Below are 15,466 nucleotides of genomic sequence, written 5' to 3'. Positions count from 1 at the left end.
GGTGATGGTTTGTGGGGCTATTCCGCGGTCCATTGCTGTTGGCCGTCACGGGTGTTGGTAATGCGGCCGTATTGGATGTCGGCGAAGTGGATTCCGAATCCCCAGGTGTCGGGGCGGGTGAGTTCATCCAGTAGCCAGGCGGCGGTGCGGCGGGAGGCGGCGGGGTCGTCGTCGCCTCGGGCGGTCAGTTCGGGGTATTGGATTTGGGCGGGGGTGGTGAACGCGTCGCCGAACACGATCAGTCGTCGCGGACCGGAACACAGCAGGTAGCCGGTGTGGCCGAGGCTGTGCCCGGGGGTGGCGATCGGGGTCACGCCGGGGAAGATCTCACGGTCGTGGTCGGTGAGGGGTTGGACTCGGGATGCGAAGCTTTCGAGGACTTCTCGGGGTGTGAGGTCTGCGATCGCCAGATCCTGACGTGCCCATTCGAGGTCACCGACCAGAATCGGGATCCCGGCGAACAGCAGGTCGCTGGTGTCGGGGTGGGTTTGCCACAGCCAGCCGATGTGGTCCATGTGCAGGTGGGTGATCGCGACCAATTCGATGCCGGACACCGACTTCCCGGCGGCGGACAGGCTGTTGAGGAGTTGGCCGCCGGTGAGGGTGCCGACGTCGGTGGGCACTGCCAGTGGCCCGAATCCGGCGTCGATCAGCATGGCCCGGTCGCCGTGTTCGATCATGACCGCACCGACGCTGGCGGCGAGGTAGCCGTCGGCGTCGATCAGACTGCGATATTCGGACCAGATCGTGTCGTCGGCCTCGGGCAGCCACAGGTGCGGGTCGATCCGGGCCACCCCGTCGGGGAGGTAGGTGACTCGATGCTCGCCGAAGTCGATGCTGCGCAAACCGGCGGCGCTGGTGAGGGAATCGTTGCTGGTGGTCATGAAATGTCCTCCTGAATATCGCATCCGAGACCGGTCGTCTCGGATCATGGGTGGTCGCCGACGCCGGTGGCGTCGGTGGATGTCGGGGTGAGTGCAGGCGCGTCGTCCGTGAGGCCGAGTCACGCCCACTCGCTGATGAAATCGGCAGTTGCGCGACAGAATCGACCTGTGGTCACGGGTCGGGTCCGGTCTCTGCCGAGTACTGCGGACCGATGGGTTCACCGGCGTTCGGATCGGTGCTCGGGTCCCAGTACTCGGGCGATCCCAGCTCGGCGACAGCGGCGGCCACCGCGGCGGCGATTCGATCGCCAGGTTCGGCGGTGCTGTCGCTGTCGAGGCTGGTGCGGGCGTGGTCGAGCCACTGTTGCGGTGAGAGCAGGATCGGGTCCTCGCCAGTGTGGAGGCCGAGGCTGTTTCGGTCGGGGTGTTTGCGCAGTGAGCTGCGGACTTCGTCACCGAGGCGGCCGCTGGTGTAGGGGTGCCACAGGGTGTCGATGTCGTCGAGGCTGTAGTCCCGGTAAGCGCTGACCCGTCGAGTCAGATCGGTCTTGGCGGTCTCGATGAGGCGGGTGCGGTGGTTGGGGTCCATGTCGATGGCGTTGGCGGTGACGACAGCGCGTTGCCACACTGCGGTCATGTTGCGCCGGAACTGGTGGGCGTCGGCGGAGTCTGGGTCGGCAGTTATGCGGTGGTGCTGATATTTGTGGGCGCGCACGACCTCGACGGCGGCCATGTCGGCCAGAAGATGAGTATCGGCGGCGACGCGGCTGCCGTTGCGACGCATGATGGTGGGGCGTTGCGGGGGCAGGATCTGGGTGTCGGTCCAGGGTTGGCGGTTCACGCCGAGTCGGCGTGCGACGTCGATCCAATTCGCGGGGACACCGTCGGCGCGGGTACGGATTTCGAGTAGGCCGCGATCATGGTCGAGGGCGTTGATCTGTTCGAGGCGTTCGAGCCGATCACGGTCGCTCGCCCCGGGCGCGGAAGCATTGCGTAGGCGGCTGCTCTCCGAGGCTAGGCGATGGATCTCCCCTAATACTGCAACGGCACTCGGCGCTCAGGTAAGTGGATGTCCGCGTCGCCGGTAGTGGCTGAGGCGGGCTTGGTGCTGGCGTCGTCGTCGCCAGGTCGACCATGACCAGATGTGATCGGCGGCATGGCGTGGGGTGAGGACGAACGCGATGAGCAGGCGGCGGATCTCCGGTAGCGTGAGAGCGATCATGCCCTCGTCGAGGTCACTGGTTCCCCTTTTGCAGCAAGGGTTTTCGACGCGGCGAGCCATGCCAGGGCGAGCATCGACAGGGTGATGTGGGCGTGCCAGGCCCGCCAGCTGCGGACTTGGTAGTGATCGAGTCCGGCTTCCCCTTTGGCCTGCTGGAACGCCTCTTCCACATGCCAGCGTGACCCGGCCGTCCAGGCCAGATCGACCAGCCGGGCGGTGGCGGGGCCGTAACAGATGTAGTAGGCGATCTCGAGTTCGCCTCTGCTGTTGGGTGTGAGCGAACGTCGCGCCAGCAGCCAGTGTCCTCGCCCGGCGGCCCAGGTGCCCTCGATTTGGCGGCGCGCCCAGTCGTATTCGCGCGGTCCGTGCGCGCCGGCGCCGACCGAGAGCCGCTGCCAGGTGCGGCCGCCGAACTCGGCGACCAGATCATCGGCGCGCGCGACACGGTCGGCGCGGGTGGCCATCTGGTGGTCGCAGCGGGTGGCCATCACGTAGAACACGTCGTGGTCTTCGCACCAGTCCCGTAGGTAACCGGCCTGCCCGTAGGCCTCATCGGCGGTGAACCACCCGAACGGCACCTTCGCGGCCAACGCGCGTTCGAGCATGGCGATCATCAGCCGGGGTTTGGTGGCGAACTCGACCTCGTCGGGAATCCCAGCGTCGCGGCAACGCTCGCGATCGCTGGTCCACGACTCGGGAACATAGAGTTCCCGATCGATCAGCGCGTGCCCCTGCTTCGACGCGTACGCCAGGAACACCCCGATCTGACAGTTCTCCGTACGCCCGGCTGTGCCCGAGTATTGGCGTTGCACCCCAGCAGATTTGGTGCCCTTCTTCAAGAACCCGGTCTCGTCACCGGCCAGCACAGCGTCAGGGTCGCCGAGGTGTTCGACCACGTAGTCCCGCACATCGTCACGCACCCCCTCGACATCCCAATCGGCTTTGCGCAGCAGCCGCTGCATCCCGTCCGGGCACCCCTCACCAGCGCGTTCGGCCAGAGTCCACCCGTTCTTGCGTTCCAAACCGGCCAGCAGGCCCGACACGTACTCCCGCGCCCGCTGCCGCGGCTCGGACCGCGCGAACCGGGAACCTATCCGAGACATCAACGAATCCAACTCGGCCACAACACGATCCAACACCACATGCCAGATCTACCAGCACACACTCAACCGAGTGCCGTTGCAGTACTAATGCCTCAGCTTGTCGTGCGGGTATATCGCGCACCCGTAGTGGCATCGGTACGGCGTTCACAGTTCGGCTCCGTCTGCGGACAGGAACAACGGGACGGCCTCGAGGTCGCTCGGGTCGTAGCCGGATACGGGTTCGGGTTCGGCCGGGTGGCTGAAGGCCACGGCTGGGTCGAGGTCTTGTGGGAGAGCAGCCGCGACCGCCGCATCGATACCGACCGCGGCCTCGGCGCCGCGCGCGGAGACGAACAGCGGTGCGACCGGGTCGAGTTCGGCGCTGATCGCCTCGTAGAGTTCCTCGGACGAGGGCAGCGCGGCAGCGGTATCGACCGCGATACCGGCCAGCGAGAGCGCGGTTGCTTGCCCCGTTAAGTTGCGGGTGTCGGTCTCGGCGGCGGCGTGCCACCGGTGGGTGATCTGTTCAGCGGGAACCTCGGCGAGCGTGGCTGCGACTTCCTGTGCCCAAACGGTGGTGTCTCCCCACAGCAGTTCGCCTTCTTCGGCGTCGAGTCCGAGGAGATTCGCGACCCCGGCGGTGCGCATTCGTAGCGCCTCGATATTGGTTCGCAGCGCTGCCGCCCGGGAGTCCGGGGCCAGGTCGCGGTGCGCGACGTCCAGGCCCGCCCATTCCCGCAACCGGGTGACGTCGGTGGTGAGGTCGCCGAGCACTCGGTCCCAATCGGTGGGGTCGGGTTCGCGCAGGTACATCTCGGGCCGATAGGCGATCCCACGTTCTCCGCGGGCTTGGACATGTTCGATCCACACCGGCGGTACCCCGCCCGCTGCCGCGGCGGTGGCGAGGTCGGTGCGGGCGACGGCGTGGTGGTGGTAGTCGACCAGCCAGGACTGCGGGGCGGGTCCGTCGAATTTCGTGGCCTGGGTAAGGAGTTCGGTGATGGCGACGGTGTGGTTCTGCAACGCCTCGAGCACGGCGGCTTGCCGCTGGGTCGGCTCGATCACGACGATCCCCCCTCACCGGGTGTCCGGTAGGCGCGGAAGTCGGGGGCGAACCCGAGACGTTCGGTCGGGATCCGGGCGTGCGCCGGGCCGAACCAGTGGCGGGGCACCCGCGCGGACCCCAGGCTGGGCAGCAGTTGGTGGTCGCCCGGTTTGCAGCGGTGTAGGGGGCCGTTGGCGGCGTCGAGGATCAAGCGCATGGCGGGGTCGATCTGGCGGGTGAACAGACTCGACATCGCGGTCTTGTCCTCGGCGATCACCGCGGCCTCGAACGCTCTGTGCAACAGAGCGAATCGCAGTTCGACACCGTGATGCTCGAACCAGCGCGTGCACCAGGTGTAGGTGTTCTCCCGGTGGTTGCCCGAGATCCGCACCGCGGTCACCGGCAGCAGCCACTGCCGCACCCACAGCGTGTGATGGGCGAACCTCGGCGGCGGCGGGGGCTTCTTCTGCTCCTTGTCCGTAGCCTCACTGGTCGGCGGTGTGGTCTCGGATTCACCGGCAGGTGGTGGACCGGTTTTGTCGGCGGGTACCGGTTCGCTGGGCAGCCAGGGTGTCTCGATGTGTTCGCGGGGAGTGCAGCGGTGTAGGGGGCCTTTGGCGGCGTCGAGGATGACCCGGAAGTGGGCATCGACATGAGTGCCGACGAACGCGCTGGCGCCGGGGCCGCGGGAGGCTTCGAACGCGGCGTGCAGGTGCGCGATCCGGACCGCGACGGGGCGGTGTTCCCACCACTGTTCACACCAGGTGTAGGTGTTCTCCCGCTGCCCCTCGGCCAAGCGCACACTGATCAACGGCAACAGCCACTTCTCGGCGAAGTCCACGAAATGCGGATACGACGGCTTCGCCGGCTGCTTCTTCGGCGGTTTACTCGGATTCGCGGCCGCGGGCGGCGGATTCGTGGCGTTCACGATGCCCCCGCCTCGACGTCGCCATCGCCGTCACCGTCGTCGGGTACCGAGACCGTGAGGACGGTGTCGGTTCGGGCGGTGAACCGTTGCAGGGACTGGTGGATCTGGGGTGCGTATTCGGTGTCCTGCCACCAGGTTTTGGACACCACGACCGGGCCGTGTCCGGGGAGCCGGACCAGGGCGCGGTCTTTGGGGAGGGCTGCGAGGTGAGAGATGTCGAGGATGGGTTCCGCGCGCCAGGACAGGGTGCGGTTGACGCCGTTGGCGCCGTGGCTGCGGGAGCGGTCGGCGACATCGTGTTGTCCGGTCATCTGTGACCAGTGCTGCAGGTAGTCGACTGCGGCGATGCCGCCGCCGTAGACCTCGATGGATTGGGCGCGCATGGTCTTCAAACCGTTGACCCCCCACAGGTCTTCGCCCTGTTCGAGGACTTGCAGGATGGTCATGAGGATGATCCCGCAGCCGCCCGCGTAGGTGTAGTAGGACGGCAGTTCGGAGATCCGCGCGCAGTTGGCGGCCTCGTCGAGCACCCCGAGCAGGGGTACCGCCAACCGCCCATCCGGACGGGCACGCGCGGTGGTCAGGGCGGCTTCGAGGATTTGTCCGACCAGCGCCGAGGTGAGCGGTGTGGCGCCGTCGGGTCCTGCCATCGACAGTGCGTAGACGGTGTCGTGGGAGGTGACGAACTCGGCGGGTTCGAATTGGGGCAGGTTGTGGGTGGCGGGTTGTTCGGTCTTTTCCACCACGACGGCGGGTTTGCCGGTCCGCTCATCGATTTCCTCGATAGCGCGTAGGTGGGTGCGGGCGGGTGGGGTGATCATGCGGGCGTAGTCAGAGTCGGCCAACACGTTGAGGAACCGGCGTGCCATGTCGTAGAGACCGTCGCGTTGACGGGCGTAGAGGGCCTGGGATTCACGGATGCGGTCGGCGGGGCGCGCCTGGCCGTAGGCGTCCAGGATCATCGCCGGGGTCGCGTCCTGGTCACGGCCCAGCCATTCGGCCACATGCAACAAGTCCCCGTCCGCGCAGGCCGCCGCGAACATGTAGAGCGCGAGGAGTTCTTGGGCACCGCCGTCGAAATACGAATCCACTTTCGCGTTTGCGGCTTGGGAGGCAGATCCGGAGGCGGCGGAGACGAAGAACCCGGCCAGTTTCCGTGCGGCGGGCAGGTTGGTGACCTGACCGAGGAGGTTGACCCAGAACCCGCACACCGGGGTCCCGGTGACACCTTGCAGGTCCGAGAGCCAGATCGTGCCGTGTTCTTCGCGTCCGCCGACGGTGTGCCGGTACAGGTCGGGCTTGTTGCTCGTGGCCAGGCACGGCCCCCACGCCGCCAGGACCGCCGGGATCGCCCACGCCATCGTTTTGCCGGTGCGGGTGCCCGCCGCGATCGTCACTCCGAGTTCGGCCGGAACGAACAGTTCGACACCGCCGACCACGGTCTTTCCCAAGGGCGGCCCCATTTTCCCTCGTATCTCCGGTGCCGCGTCGAGCAACAACCGCTGATTGGCCGCGAGGTTGTCCTGCACGCGGCCGACTCGGATCTTGTGGGGTCGCTGCATAGTTCGCGCGGCGGCATCGAGTTCACTCGGTGTCCGCAGCAGCCGCCAGCAGCCCACCACCGACAAGGCTTCGGCGAGAAGGAACAGCACGAGCAGGACGGTGGCCTGCCAAGGCCACCGATGCTGGCCGAGGACGACTTGCAGCAGCGCGGTCACCGGATGTTTGGTGACCGGCAGCCCGGCCCCCCAGCTACCCAGTGCCAACGCTGCCCACACGGTGACCGCGACCGCGATCACCGCAAGGACCAACAGCAGGAGGGTGGTTTCCTCGCCGAGCCCGGCCTTGTTGCGGCGGCGGGTCTCACGTGTCGAGATCATGACCGGACTCCTCGGGGTGTGTTCAGGGAAAGTGACTGGAGTGCTGGAGTTTTCACACCGCCACCCCTAGATCGGGATCGATTCCGTACTCCTGCACGGCGTCGACGTCGGCGTCGACACTGCGTTGCTCGCTCGCCGGGTCGAGATCGCTCATGGCGGCAGCGACAGCCGCGTCGACTCCGGTTGCGGGGCTCGTATCGTGGGCGCCGACGGTCTCGCTGGTGCTGTGGTGGGTGTAGGTGCCGTCGCGTCCGGCGAGGTAGGCGGCATCGATGTCGGGCTGGCTGGCACCGGCGGTCACGGCCTCGATCCGCGCGTCACGGACCTGACCGAGCAGATCCTCCAGCCGCTCCAGCAGGTCCTGGTCGTGGCTGACGACACCGGCGAACCGCTCGCTCGTGCGGGTGTGTTCGGCGGTGAGGTCCTGGACCCGGCGTAGCGCGGCTCGTTGCGCGACCTCGCGTTCGACGGCGCCGGCGTCGCTGTCGCCGTAATGTTCCTCCGCATCGAGGAGTTCGTCGGTGGCGGCGATGATCGCGTCGACTTCGGTCAGGCTGGCGATCTCGGGTCCGCGACCGCCCAGGGCGCGGTCGAGGACGCTGGCCGGGTCGGGCGTGCGGCCCGCGGATCGGTCTTGGGGGCGGGAGCGTGCACCGTCCTGGGTCGAGCCGTTGATCCCGGGTTCGATCCGGCCGGTGATCTGCGCTGCTTGCCGCAGGGTCCGCCACGTCAGCTCGTCGACGGTCGGGTCGCCGTCGGCCTGGGCTTGTGCGAGTCTGCCGTAGGCGGCGACAGCGGTGACCGGGCGTGACTGGAAGGTGGCGCTGGCGGCATCGAGTTGGGACCACAGCCGCTGTTCGGCGTGTCCGGCGGTACGCCATTTCGCGGCCAGGTCGTGGGCTTGGTTCATGAATTCGGTGACCTGGTCGGGTGTTTCACCGAACGGTGCGATCAATCGCAGTTGATGGAACCGGGTGAAGTCCGCGCGCAGTTGCGCTTCCCGAGGGTCGGCGGCGTCGCGGTAGTAGGCGGGGTCGGTGGTCGATTCCGGTGGTGTATCAGGCCAACTCACGACGGTCGGCCTCGGTCGGATGTGGTGGTGTTGGTAGGCATGGGGTGCCTCCGATCAACAGAAGAGATGTCGAAGCTGTCCCCGGCGATACAGGTTCGATGCCCCGGCCAGTACCCGTGACCGATACATCGACGAAAAATAGTGCTCTGGAAGGGCTTTCATGTCGTGCGTATCACCCGTTCATGGGTCCTTGCCGACGTCGGGGTGATTCCTGCCGTCCACGGATTCGGGGTCGCTGTCGGAGTGGGGGTCAGCGGCCCAGTCTGCGGAGCCATCGTGGCCGAGCGCGTCGTCGACGGCGGCGCTGATCGCGGATGCGGCGTCGACGGTATCGACGGTCTGCTCGGCAGTGTCGCTGGCGACGGCGGTGTCGATGAATCCGGCGCGTAGCGATGCCTGCGCGGCGGCGATCATCTGTCGGGGTGTCGGTGGCAGTGCGTGGGCGCCAGCGATCGGGGTGCCGGTAGCGGGGTCGAGGGGAACATACGGCGGGATCTTCAGTTCGGTGCTGGGTTTGGTGTAGGAATTCCATGCCGCGACCACCCCGAGTTCGTCTCTGTTCTCCAGCCACACCGCATGCTCACGCCGGTAGGGTTCGGCCGAATCTCCCCACAGCAAGCCGGCTTCGGTTTCGGTGATGGCCGCGGCGTGCGTGAGTGCGACCACCCGTTGGTAGCGCAGGTCCATGTTCGCCGCGAACTGCTTCTCCCCTATCGGGTCGCTGCCGTAACTCCAGCGGCCGGTGGCGATCCGGTCGGCGCGTTCAGCGACCAGGGCGGCCATGCGGTCCAGATGCCACAGGTCCAGCCCGAGCATGTCGACGAAGAATCCCTGGGCGGCTTCGTCACGCCAGGGCATCGATTCGGCGCGGGTGAAGGCGTCGAAACGAGGTTGGGTGTGGTGTTCGCCGAGCGCGGCGGCGTCGGTGATCCACGCTTGCGGCAGTCCCGCGCTCAACGCGGTCTGTTTGATCTGTTCACGTTCCCCGGCCAAAGCGTCCAGATGGTGACGCCACGCCGATTCCGCGCCGCCGTGCGGGTCGAGCGGTTCGAACCCTTCCCAACCCGCGTCCAGGATCCGGGCGTGTTCCTCGGCCAGCAGCCGAATCTGGGACAGCAGGTGCGCTTGCCACTGCACCACCGTCTGCCGAATCGGCGGTGAAGGCTCTGAAGTCGTCATCGCCTGCGTCCCTTCACCAGTCAGGTCCGGTCGCGGGGTCGGGTTCGGGGGGCCGCTCGATCACCTCACCGACCGGTTTACTCCCCCAGGTCGGAGTCGCGGTCGCGTCGACGGCGGCGGCGTCGACGGCACGATCGATACTGCGACCGTGGTCATCGAGGATGTCTGGGTCGAGGGTTTCGTGGACGAAGTACCCGGCGCGGTCGAGTAGCTCTTCCGGTGTGGGCGGACGTATTTCGGGTGGGGCGAGATTGCTCACATCGGCGTTGAGGTTCTCGGTGGTACGCATGACGTCCCATTCGATCCCGGGCCACGAATACGCCCGATACTGCTCGAGCAATTGGGCGTCGTCGTATCCGGCCACGGTCTCGACCAATTGCTGCCAGCCTTGTTCGTCGCGGCCCCACAGATCCGCGCGTTCGCCCGGGGTGAGGTCGGCGAGCATGGCCTGTGCGTCGACTCGATGCCACAACGAGCCCATCCCGACCAGATACTGGCGGGGTCCCTCGGCGTCCATGACATCACCCAGGAACCGGAACTCGGTGGCGACCGAGACCGCGGCCATGTGCTCGAGAGTCCACATGTCCTCGGCCATCGCCGCGATCATCTGCCCCCTGATCGGGTCCTCACCATGACGAGTCGTCGGCGGATTCGACCGGTTGTGCTCCCATCTCTTCCCCCGCGCCCCCGCCTCCACCGCCGCGCTGATCGCCGCCTCCGGGACACCGGAAGCAGCGGCACGGACGGCCAACTCGTCACGATCCGCAGCGAGGTCACGCAGGTTCGAGCGCCACCGTTGCAGGGCCACGTCACCGCGCCCGTACTCGGTCTTGTATTCGGGGAAGCCTTGACGCAGGACGCGGGCGTGGTCGGCGGTCCGGTCCTGGATGCGGGCGAGTAACCCAACTCTCCAACCCGATAGCTCACCACTCCAGTTCGGATAATTCATGACAGGTCTTCCTTTGTTGTGAAAAGTTGTTGGACTGTGGATCCCGCCGTCGGGGCGCGGCAGCACCGCGGTCACAGCGCTGTCCCGGGATCGACGTCGGAGTCGGGTATCGCGGTGGCGGCGTCGCCGAGGCCGTCCTCGGTCGAGGACATCGCCACGTCGAGTGCTGGGTTGTCGGCACCGGCGGCTTCGACCGCGGCGCTGATCGCGACGGCCTCGGGCGTGCGGGACGGGTCGGTCACCGCCAGCGCGGAATCCGCGCGCTGTTCGGCGGCGGCCAGGGCGTCGGCGACGTGGGCAACCATGTCGTCGGGGGAGATCGGCATCGCCGCGGCCAGATCTTCGGCGGTGATACCGGCGGCTTGCAGCACGATCACCGGAACGGTCAACGCACTGAAATCGGTGGCCACGATGCGGTTCCAGCTCTGCGCGAGCGAGCGGGCGTCCGCAGTGCGGACCTGGTCGGCGACCGCGGTGGACCAGTGCCGGTCACCGCGCGCCCACACCTGATGCTGCTCCTCACGCGTCAAACCCAGGGCGTGGGAGATAGCTCCCAGTCGCTGCCAGGTCATCCCCATGACCCGGCGGAAGCGGGCCACGACGTTGGAGTCGAGGCCGCCGTGGCGGGTGAACACCGCCCCGACCCCGGCCATGTGCTGCAGTTCGCGTACCTCCCGCCCCAGTCCAGTCAGCAGGCGGTCGCGGTCGACGAATCCCGAACCCAGCAACTGCTGACCGGGACGCCACCGGTCACCGCGCTCCCCTGCCGCTCGGCTGTAGGCGATCCACGCCTGGGGCACACCGACGCCCGCCGCGACCTGCTCCAACAAGATCAGGGAACGTTCCCCGATCAGCAGCTGCGCCAACACCTCCGCCGACTGACCGGATACGGAGAATTCGATGCGGCGCTGCTGGTGGTCCAACGCCAGGTTCTGGATTCCCCGCAGCAGATGCGCCTGCAAACGACTCGGTGTATCCATCACCGACCCCCACACGTGGTCGGCCGCAACCGACCTTCATGGCCGGTCACAGTTCCAACCCCACATCCGCCACCACATCGACGGCATCAACAACGACCTCATCGGCCGGATCGACCACCATCGGGTTCTCACCGGGAACCACAGCCGCAGCCACCGCTTCGGCGAGGACATCGACCGCATCCGGCTCCGAGCCCGGATCCGCTACCGAGCCGCTGGATTCGTGGGTGAGATAGGTGTCGAGGGTCAGTTCCTCGGCCAACTCACGCACAGCCTCCAGCGACACCCGGTATTCCGGCTCGACCTCCTCTGCCACCGAACCGACAACCTCATCACCGCTGATGTCGACGACCTCGGCATCGATCACCGCCAGGTCGAGCTCCGCCCCCGGTGCGGCGGTCGTCGTGGCGGTTTCCGGGTCCGGATCTTCAAGGGTCACGTCGACGATGTCTCGGTAGTCGCGGCCTGTGTCTGCGTGGAAGCGTCGCTCGTAGGCGGCGGCGTCGGCGGCGTGCTCGTCGGACAAGCCCTCGCTGGCATTCGCGGCGGCGAACGCCGCGGTCGAGGTCGCGGCGTCACCGACCACACCGGAACTGGTCAGGGTGTCGCTGAAACCGGCGGCGCGGCGGCGGATATCGATCAGCAGTTGCTTGTACTCGACCTCGAGGCCGTGGACCTCGCCCGCACGGGTCTCACGACCGGTATAGGCATCGACCTTGGCTGTGTGCACGGCTTCGTTGTGTCGATACTCCTGACGGCCCAACCGGTTACGACGCCGCAGATCGGATTCGGCACGCGAGATCCGAGCCTTCGTCTCGTCCTGACCCAGCTCGTGGTTCTTCTGACCGTGGTCGATGCGAGCACGGATCTCCTCCACACGCGCCTGCGCGATCGTGTGGTCGTCGCCGGCTTTGTCGATCGCGGTCCCGACCCGCACGTTGTGCTCGACGATCGAACGCCGCTCTCGCGCCGCGGCGAGCTCGACGCGCTGATCGTGTTCGGACTTCGAGCGGCTCTCACCACCGCGCCCACGCATCAACGCCGCGGTCGTGTGCGCCATCTGGAACGCCTGCACCGCGCCCTGGCGCAGCGCCTGGCCGCTCTCCTCGACCGGATCCCCGCTCACGAGAGCACCCGCAATCCCGACAACAACCAGCCTGTGGCGGGGCCGGGTCGGCTCACCGTGGCGTACACCGGGAACGTGGTCGGTGCGGCGCCGGTGGCGTCGAGTTCGACCACCGCGACCCGCGCGAGAGTGGTGGCTGTATCGGGCGGGTGATCGTCATGACTGACCCGCACATGGGTGTGGACCGATGTCCGCTCTTCGCGCCAGCGCTGCCAGACAGTGGCGGTGACCGGTCCCCACGTTACTGCCGAGGTCTCGGCCTGCTCGGCCAGCCTGGCTGTGAGCAGGGGCTGTGCCGCGGCGGCGGTGTCGCGTTGATCGGCCTGCTCGACGGGGCGATAGCCGAACACCGCTACGAGCGCAGTGGTGAGCACCGCTTCACCATCACAGGGATCGACTGCGTTGAACGGTGCGGCGAAACCGGTTTCACGGCAGTGCTGTTCGCTCCCGTCCGATGTGGACTGTGCGGCGCATCCGGTCAGGTACACAGCGCTCAGCGCGATGGTTGCGAACAACATTGTCCTGTTCATCGCACCTCCCGGTCGGAGGCGATGAGGGTGAGGAAATCGCTGCGATCCCAGGGCACAGTCCGAGAGCCGGTTTTGCGGCTGGCAGGGTTGTCGATCGGGTCGGTGACCAACTCGAGCAGCAGATTCGCCGCGACGGCGGCGTGATGCAGGTCAACCAAAGCCAGACCATGGGAGCGCTCCATCGTCAAACGCAGGATGCCCGCGTCCCACCTCGACCGCCCGAGAGCCTGACCGGCCAACCAGATCGCCTGCAGAGCTGCCGATTCCGCCGCCCGTACAGCATTGATCACGACACGGTCGGGAGGATGATGGTCACGCCACAGCACCTGCCCACCCCGGCGTGCCACCGTGAAACGACGGGTGGTGCCCGCACACCACAACATCTGGCGAGGCCCTCGGCGGGCGCGGGCGACCAATACCGGATCGACCTGCCGTTGAGCGAAGCCCAACGCGCGGACCGCGGCCAGATCGACACCGGCGACCACCCGCAACGCACTCACATATCGAGCGAAGTCGGGCGGGGCGTTCAACCCGTGCGCGACAGCGAAATCCTCCAACTCGAACACACGAGTACAGCGACGCAACCGCCGCACATGCGCAGCAACCAAACCGCGAACCGCGGGACCGGACGGGATGTCAGTGAGAGTGTCGTGGTTCATGATCAACCTCGTGATGCTGGACTGTTAGGATGAATTAATCTGTGCGGCACAGGAATTGTTGACAGTGGCGAGCACCGGGTGGCGCGCTGGCAATTTGACGACGCGGCGGTGTAGGTTCCCCGTTCCCTGTTGGTGAGTGGCAGGCAGGGCTGCGATCAAGGCCGGAGCCGGTCGGAGCGAGTCGCGTCGGGCCAGATACGGGAGGGCATGGACTGTGCTCTCGGTGTGCCGGGGCGGTTGGGCTGTTGAGCCCTTTACCATCGAGCCATGTCGAAAATCGGGCGTCGCGAAGGTCCTGCCGTGCCGATCCTCCCGTCGCGCAACATCGCCGCGACGCTCAAGTTCTACAGCCAACTCGGGTTCGAGACCGAGGCATACGGCACCGAGTACGGGTTCGCGCAACGAGACGCGATAGAACTGCACTACTCGCACACGCCCGACCACGACCCATGGATGAGCGCCGGTGCGGCATTCGTCGCCGTGGACGACGTCGACCACGTACGCGCCGAGTTCGTCGCCGCCGGGGTATGGGCGACCGACTCGCAAGATCCGCCATGCACCGACACGGAACTGCATCGCAGATGGGACGCCGGTGAGGGCCTGGCCCGAGTGACTCCTGTCGAGGACAAGCCTTGGGGCATACAGGAATTCGCGTTGATGGATATCGACAACAACTTGCTCAGGTTCGGCAGCCCGGACTGAGCACCACCACAGCGTTCGCACCGGTTCTGCGTGAACGCAATACCGAGGCGAAATGATCGAGAAGACGCAATCAGGCACGGGCACCTCCAGGCGGGGTGGAGGCGTAGCGGCGGACATCCATGCGTTCGCCCTCCCACGCGCTCAGTGGCGTGATGGTGACGGTCTGCCCGGTTTGCGGCGCGTGTAGCAGCAGGTCGCGGGCCTGTTCGTCGCGGCCGTAATAGACCCCGACGTGATGGGAATCCCCATCCCCGGGAGTGGTGAAGAAGATCAGGTCTCCCGGTGCGCGCTGTGCGAACGGGATCACTTGGGCGGTGGGGTGGTCTTGTTGGGCTTGGGTGTAGTGCGGGAGCCGGATCTGCCCGCCTGAGGCGTGATAGACCGCGTACAAGGTGAGTCCGGAGCAGTCGAAGCCACCCGAGGTCGGGCCGCTGGTGTCGCCGCCGCCCCACACGTACGGGGTGCCGATCCAGCGTGCCGCGTACTCGATCACCGCACGCCCGAACTCGCTGGCCTCGGCCGCGCTGAGCGGCGTACCCGAGCCCGAACCGCATCCATGGGCAGAGGTCGCGGCCTGTGTGCGGGAGGTCGTGCCGACTTCGATGTCGGCGAATACACCGTAGAGTTGGCGCGCCAGCTCGAGTTGCCCGGCGTAGGCGTTGGGTGCGGAGCGTTCAATTTCCTGCGCCAACTCCGCAGGTGACATTGCCTCGGCGGCCGAACCCAGTTCCTGGGCGCGGTCGTAGAACCAGTTGATCTGGTAGGTCGGGTTCATGAGTGTGGCGATACCGACCGAGCCCCAGACGCTCGCCCGCATCTGATGCGGCCCCACCGAATCGTGGTTGGTGCCGAGACCGTCGTTGCTGTAGGTCAACGACTCCGGTACCGACGGGTTCGCCAGATTCCGGAACGAGGACTCCGTCGCCGCAGCCGCCAACTCGGCGATGATCACCGACTTCCCCAGCCCACGTTGCTTGCCGATCGCGACCCCGTCACGGGCCAGCCGTAACTGCGACTCGGACAGCCCCGCCACCGTCTGCCCGGTCGACCCGCTGACCGCAGCGCCCGCCGCCAGCGGTGTCGCGCACGAGGTCGCGGGTTCGGCGCCGATGAGAACGACCAACGGCAGGAGAAGGAGCGCGATAGGCAGTGAGATCGCGGTGGCGGTTATGGTCTTCGAGGTCGAATCCATCTGCTGTGCTCCTCCTTTCCGGAACTGCTTCTGACGGAG

16 protein-coding genes are annotated in these 15,466 nt (G+C 66.9%); 1 reads left to right on the top strand and 15 read right to left on the bottom strand.

Going from position 1 to position 15,466, the window contains the following annotated elements; translation table 11 throughout:
- Positions 1-17: 17 nt before the first annotated feature.
- From OG225_RS06325 to OG225_RS06260, 14 genes are all read right to left on the bottom strand, one after another.
- On the bottom strand, positions 18-884 hold the full coding sequence (locus tag OG225_RS06325; protein ID WP_405180800.1) for an MBL fold metallo-hydrolase: 867 nt from the start codon (positions 882-884) through the stop codon (positions 18-20).
- A gap of 172 nt (positions 885-1,056) precedes the next feature.
- Complete coding sequence (locus OG225_RS06320) at positions 1,057-1,725, bottom strand: hypothetical protein (protein ID WP_405180799.1); 669 nt, start codon at positions 1,723-1,725, stop codon at positions 1,057-1,059.
- A gap of 216 nt (positions 1,726-1,941) precedes the next feature.
- Positions 1,942-2,106 (bottom strand): hypothetical protein, encoded by a 165-nt coding sequence (locus tag OG225_RS06315; RefSeq protein ID WP_405178874.1) that lies wholly within the window; start codon positions 2,104-2,106, stop codon positions 1,942-1,944.
- A complete protein-coding gene (locus OG225_RS06310; RefSeq protein WP_405180798.1) occupies positions 2,103-3,248 on the bottom strand; it encodes an IS701 family transposase in 1,146 nt (381 codons plus the stop codon). Before OG225_RS06310 ends, OG225_RS06315 begins: the two co-directional genes overlap by 4 nt.
- 105 nt (positions 3,249-3,353) lie before the next feature.
- The gene (locus OG225_RS06305) at positions 3,354-4,253 is read right to left on the bottom strand and encodes a hypothetical protein (RefSeq protein WP_405180797.1); all 900 of its coding nucleotides are present in this window, start codon (positions 4,251-4,253) and stop codon (positions 3,354-3,356) included.
- Entirely contained in the window at positions 4,250-5,161 is a 912-nt protein-coding gene (locus OG225_RS06300; protein WP_405180796.1) for a DUF4913 domain-containing protein, read from the bottom strand. Before OG225_RS06300 ends, OG225_RS06305 begins: the two co-directional genes overlap by 4 nt.
- A complete protein-coding gene (locus OG225_RS06295; RefSeq protein ID WP_405180795.1) occupies positions 5,158-7,041 on the bottom strand; it encodes a type IV secretory system conjugative DNA transfer family protein in 1,884 nt (627 codons plus the stop codon). The genes OG225_RS06300 and OG225_RS06295 overlap by 4 nt, the downstream gene beginning before the upstream one ends.
- Positions 7,042-7,093: 52 nt before the next feature.
- Positions 7,094-8,113, bottom strand: coding sequence for a hypothetical protein (locus tag OG225_RS06290; protein WP_405180794.1), 1,020 nt, complete (start codon positions 8,111-8,113; stop codon positions 7,094-7,096).
- Positions 8,114-8,293: 180 nt separating this feature from the next.
- The gene (locus OG225_RS06285; RefSeq protein ID WP_405180793.1) at positions 8,294-9,292 is read right to left on the bottom strand and encodes a hypothetical protein; all 999 of its coding nucleotides are present in this window, start codon (positions 9,290-9,292) and stop codon (positions 8,294-8,296) included.
- 13 nt (positions 9,293-9,305) lie between these two features.
- Positions 9,306-10,241 (bottom strand): hypothetical protein, encoded by a 936-nt coding sequence (locus OG225_RS06280; RefSeq protein ID WP_405180792.1) that lies wholly within the window; start codon positions 10,239-10,241, stop codon positions 9,306-9,308.
- Between the two features lie 71 nt (positions 10,242-10,312).
- On the bottom strand, positions 10,313-11,221 hold the full coding sequence (locus tag OG225_RS06275) for a hypothetical protein (protein WP_405180791.1): 909 nt from the start codon (positions 11,219-11,221) through the stop codon (positions 10,313-10,315).
- A 46-nt stretch (positions 11,222-11,267) separates the two neighbouring features.
- Positions 11,268-12,344: a hypothetical protein gene (locus tag OG225_RS06270; protein WP_405180790.1), complete on the bottom strand. Its 1,077-nt coding sequence runs from the start codon at positions 12,342-12,344 to the stop codon at positions 11,268-11,270.
- Entirely contained in the window at positions 12,341-12,874 is a 534-nt protein-coding gene (locus OG225_RS06265; protein ID WP_405180789.1) for a hypothetical protein, read from the bottom strand. The genes OG225_RS06270 and OG225_RS06265 overlap by 4 nt, the downstream gene beginning before the upstream one ends.
- Entirely contained in the window at positions 12,871-13,440 is a 570-nt protein-coding gene (locus OG225_RS06260) for a hypothetical protein (protein ID WP_405180788.1), read from the bottom strand. The genes OG225_RS06265 and OG225_RS06260 overlap by 4 nt, the downstream gene beginning before the upstream one ends.
- Before the next feature lie 360 nt (positions 13,441-13,800).
- Between OG225_RS06260 and OG225_RS06255 the strand changes: the two genes are divergently transcribed.
- Positions 13,801-14,235, top strand: coding sequence for a bleomycin resistance protein (locus OG225_RS06255; protein ID WP_405180787.1), 435 nt, complete (start codon positions 13,801-13,803; stop codon positions 14,233-14,235).
- 70 nt (positions 14,236-14,305) lie between these two features.
- On the opposite strand, the gene OG225_RS06250 is transcribed toward OG225_RS06255, so the two are convergent.
- Positions 14,306-15,427, bottom strand: a complete 1,122-nt coding sequence (locus OG225_RS06250; RefSeq protein ID WP_405180786.1) for a C40 family peptidase — start codon at positions 15,425-15,427, stop codon at positions 14,306-14,308.
- Positions 15,428-15,466: the final 39 nt, after the last annotated feature.

The organism is Nocardia sp. NBC_01377 (assembly GCF_045040005.1).
In the GTDB taxonomy this organism is placed as follows: domain Bacteria; phylum Actinomycetota; class Actinomycetes; order Mycobacteriales; family Mycobacteriaceae; genus Nocardia; species Nocardia noduli.
Note: the sequence above shows the minus strand (reverse complement) of the source record. Positions and strands in the feature narration are given on the sequence as shown.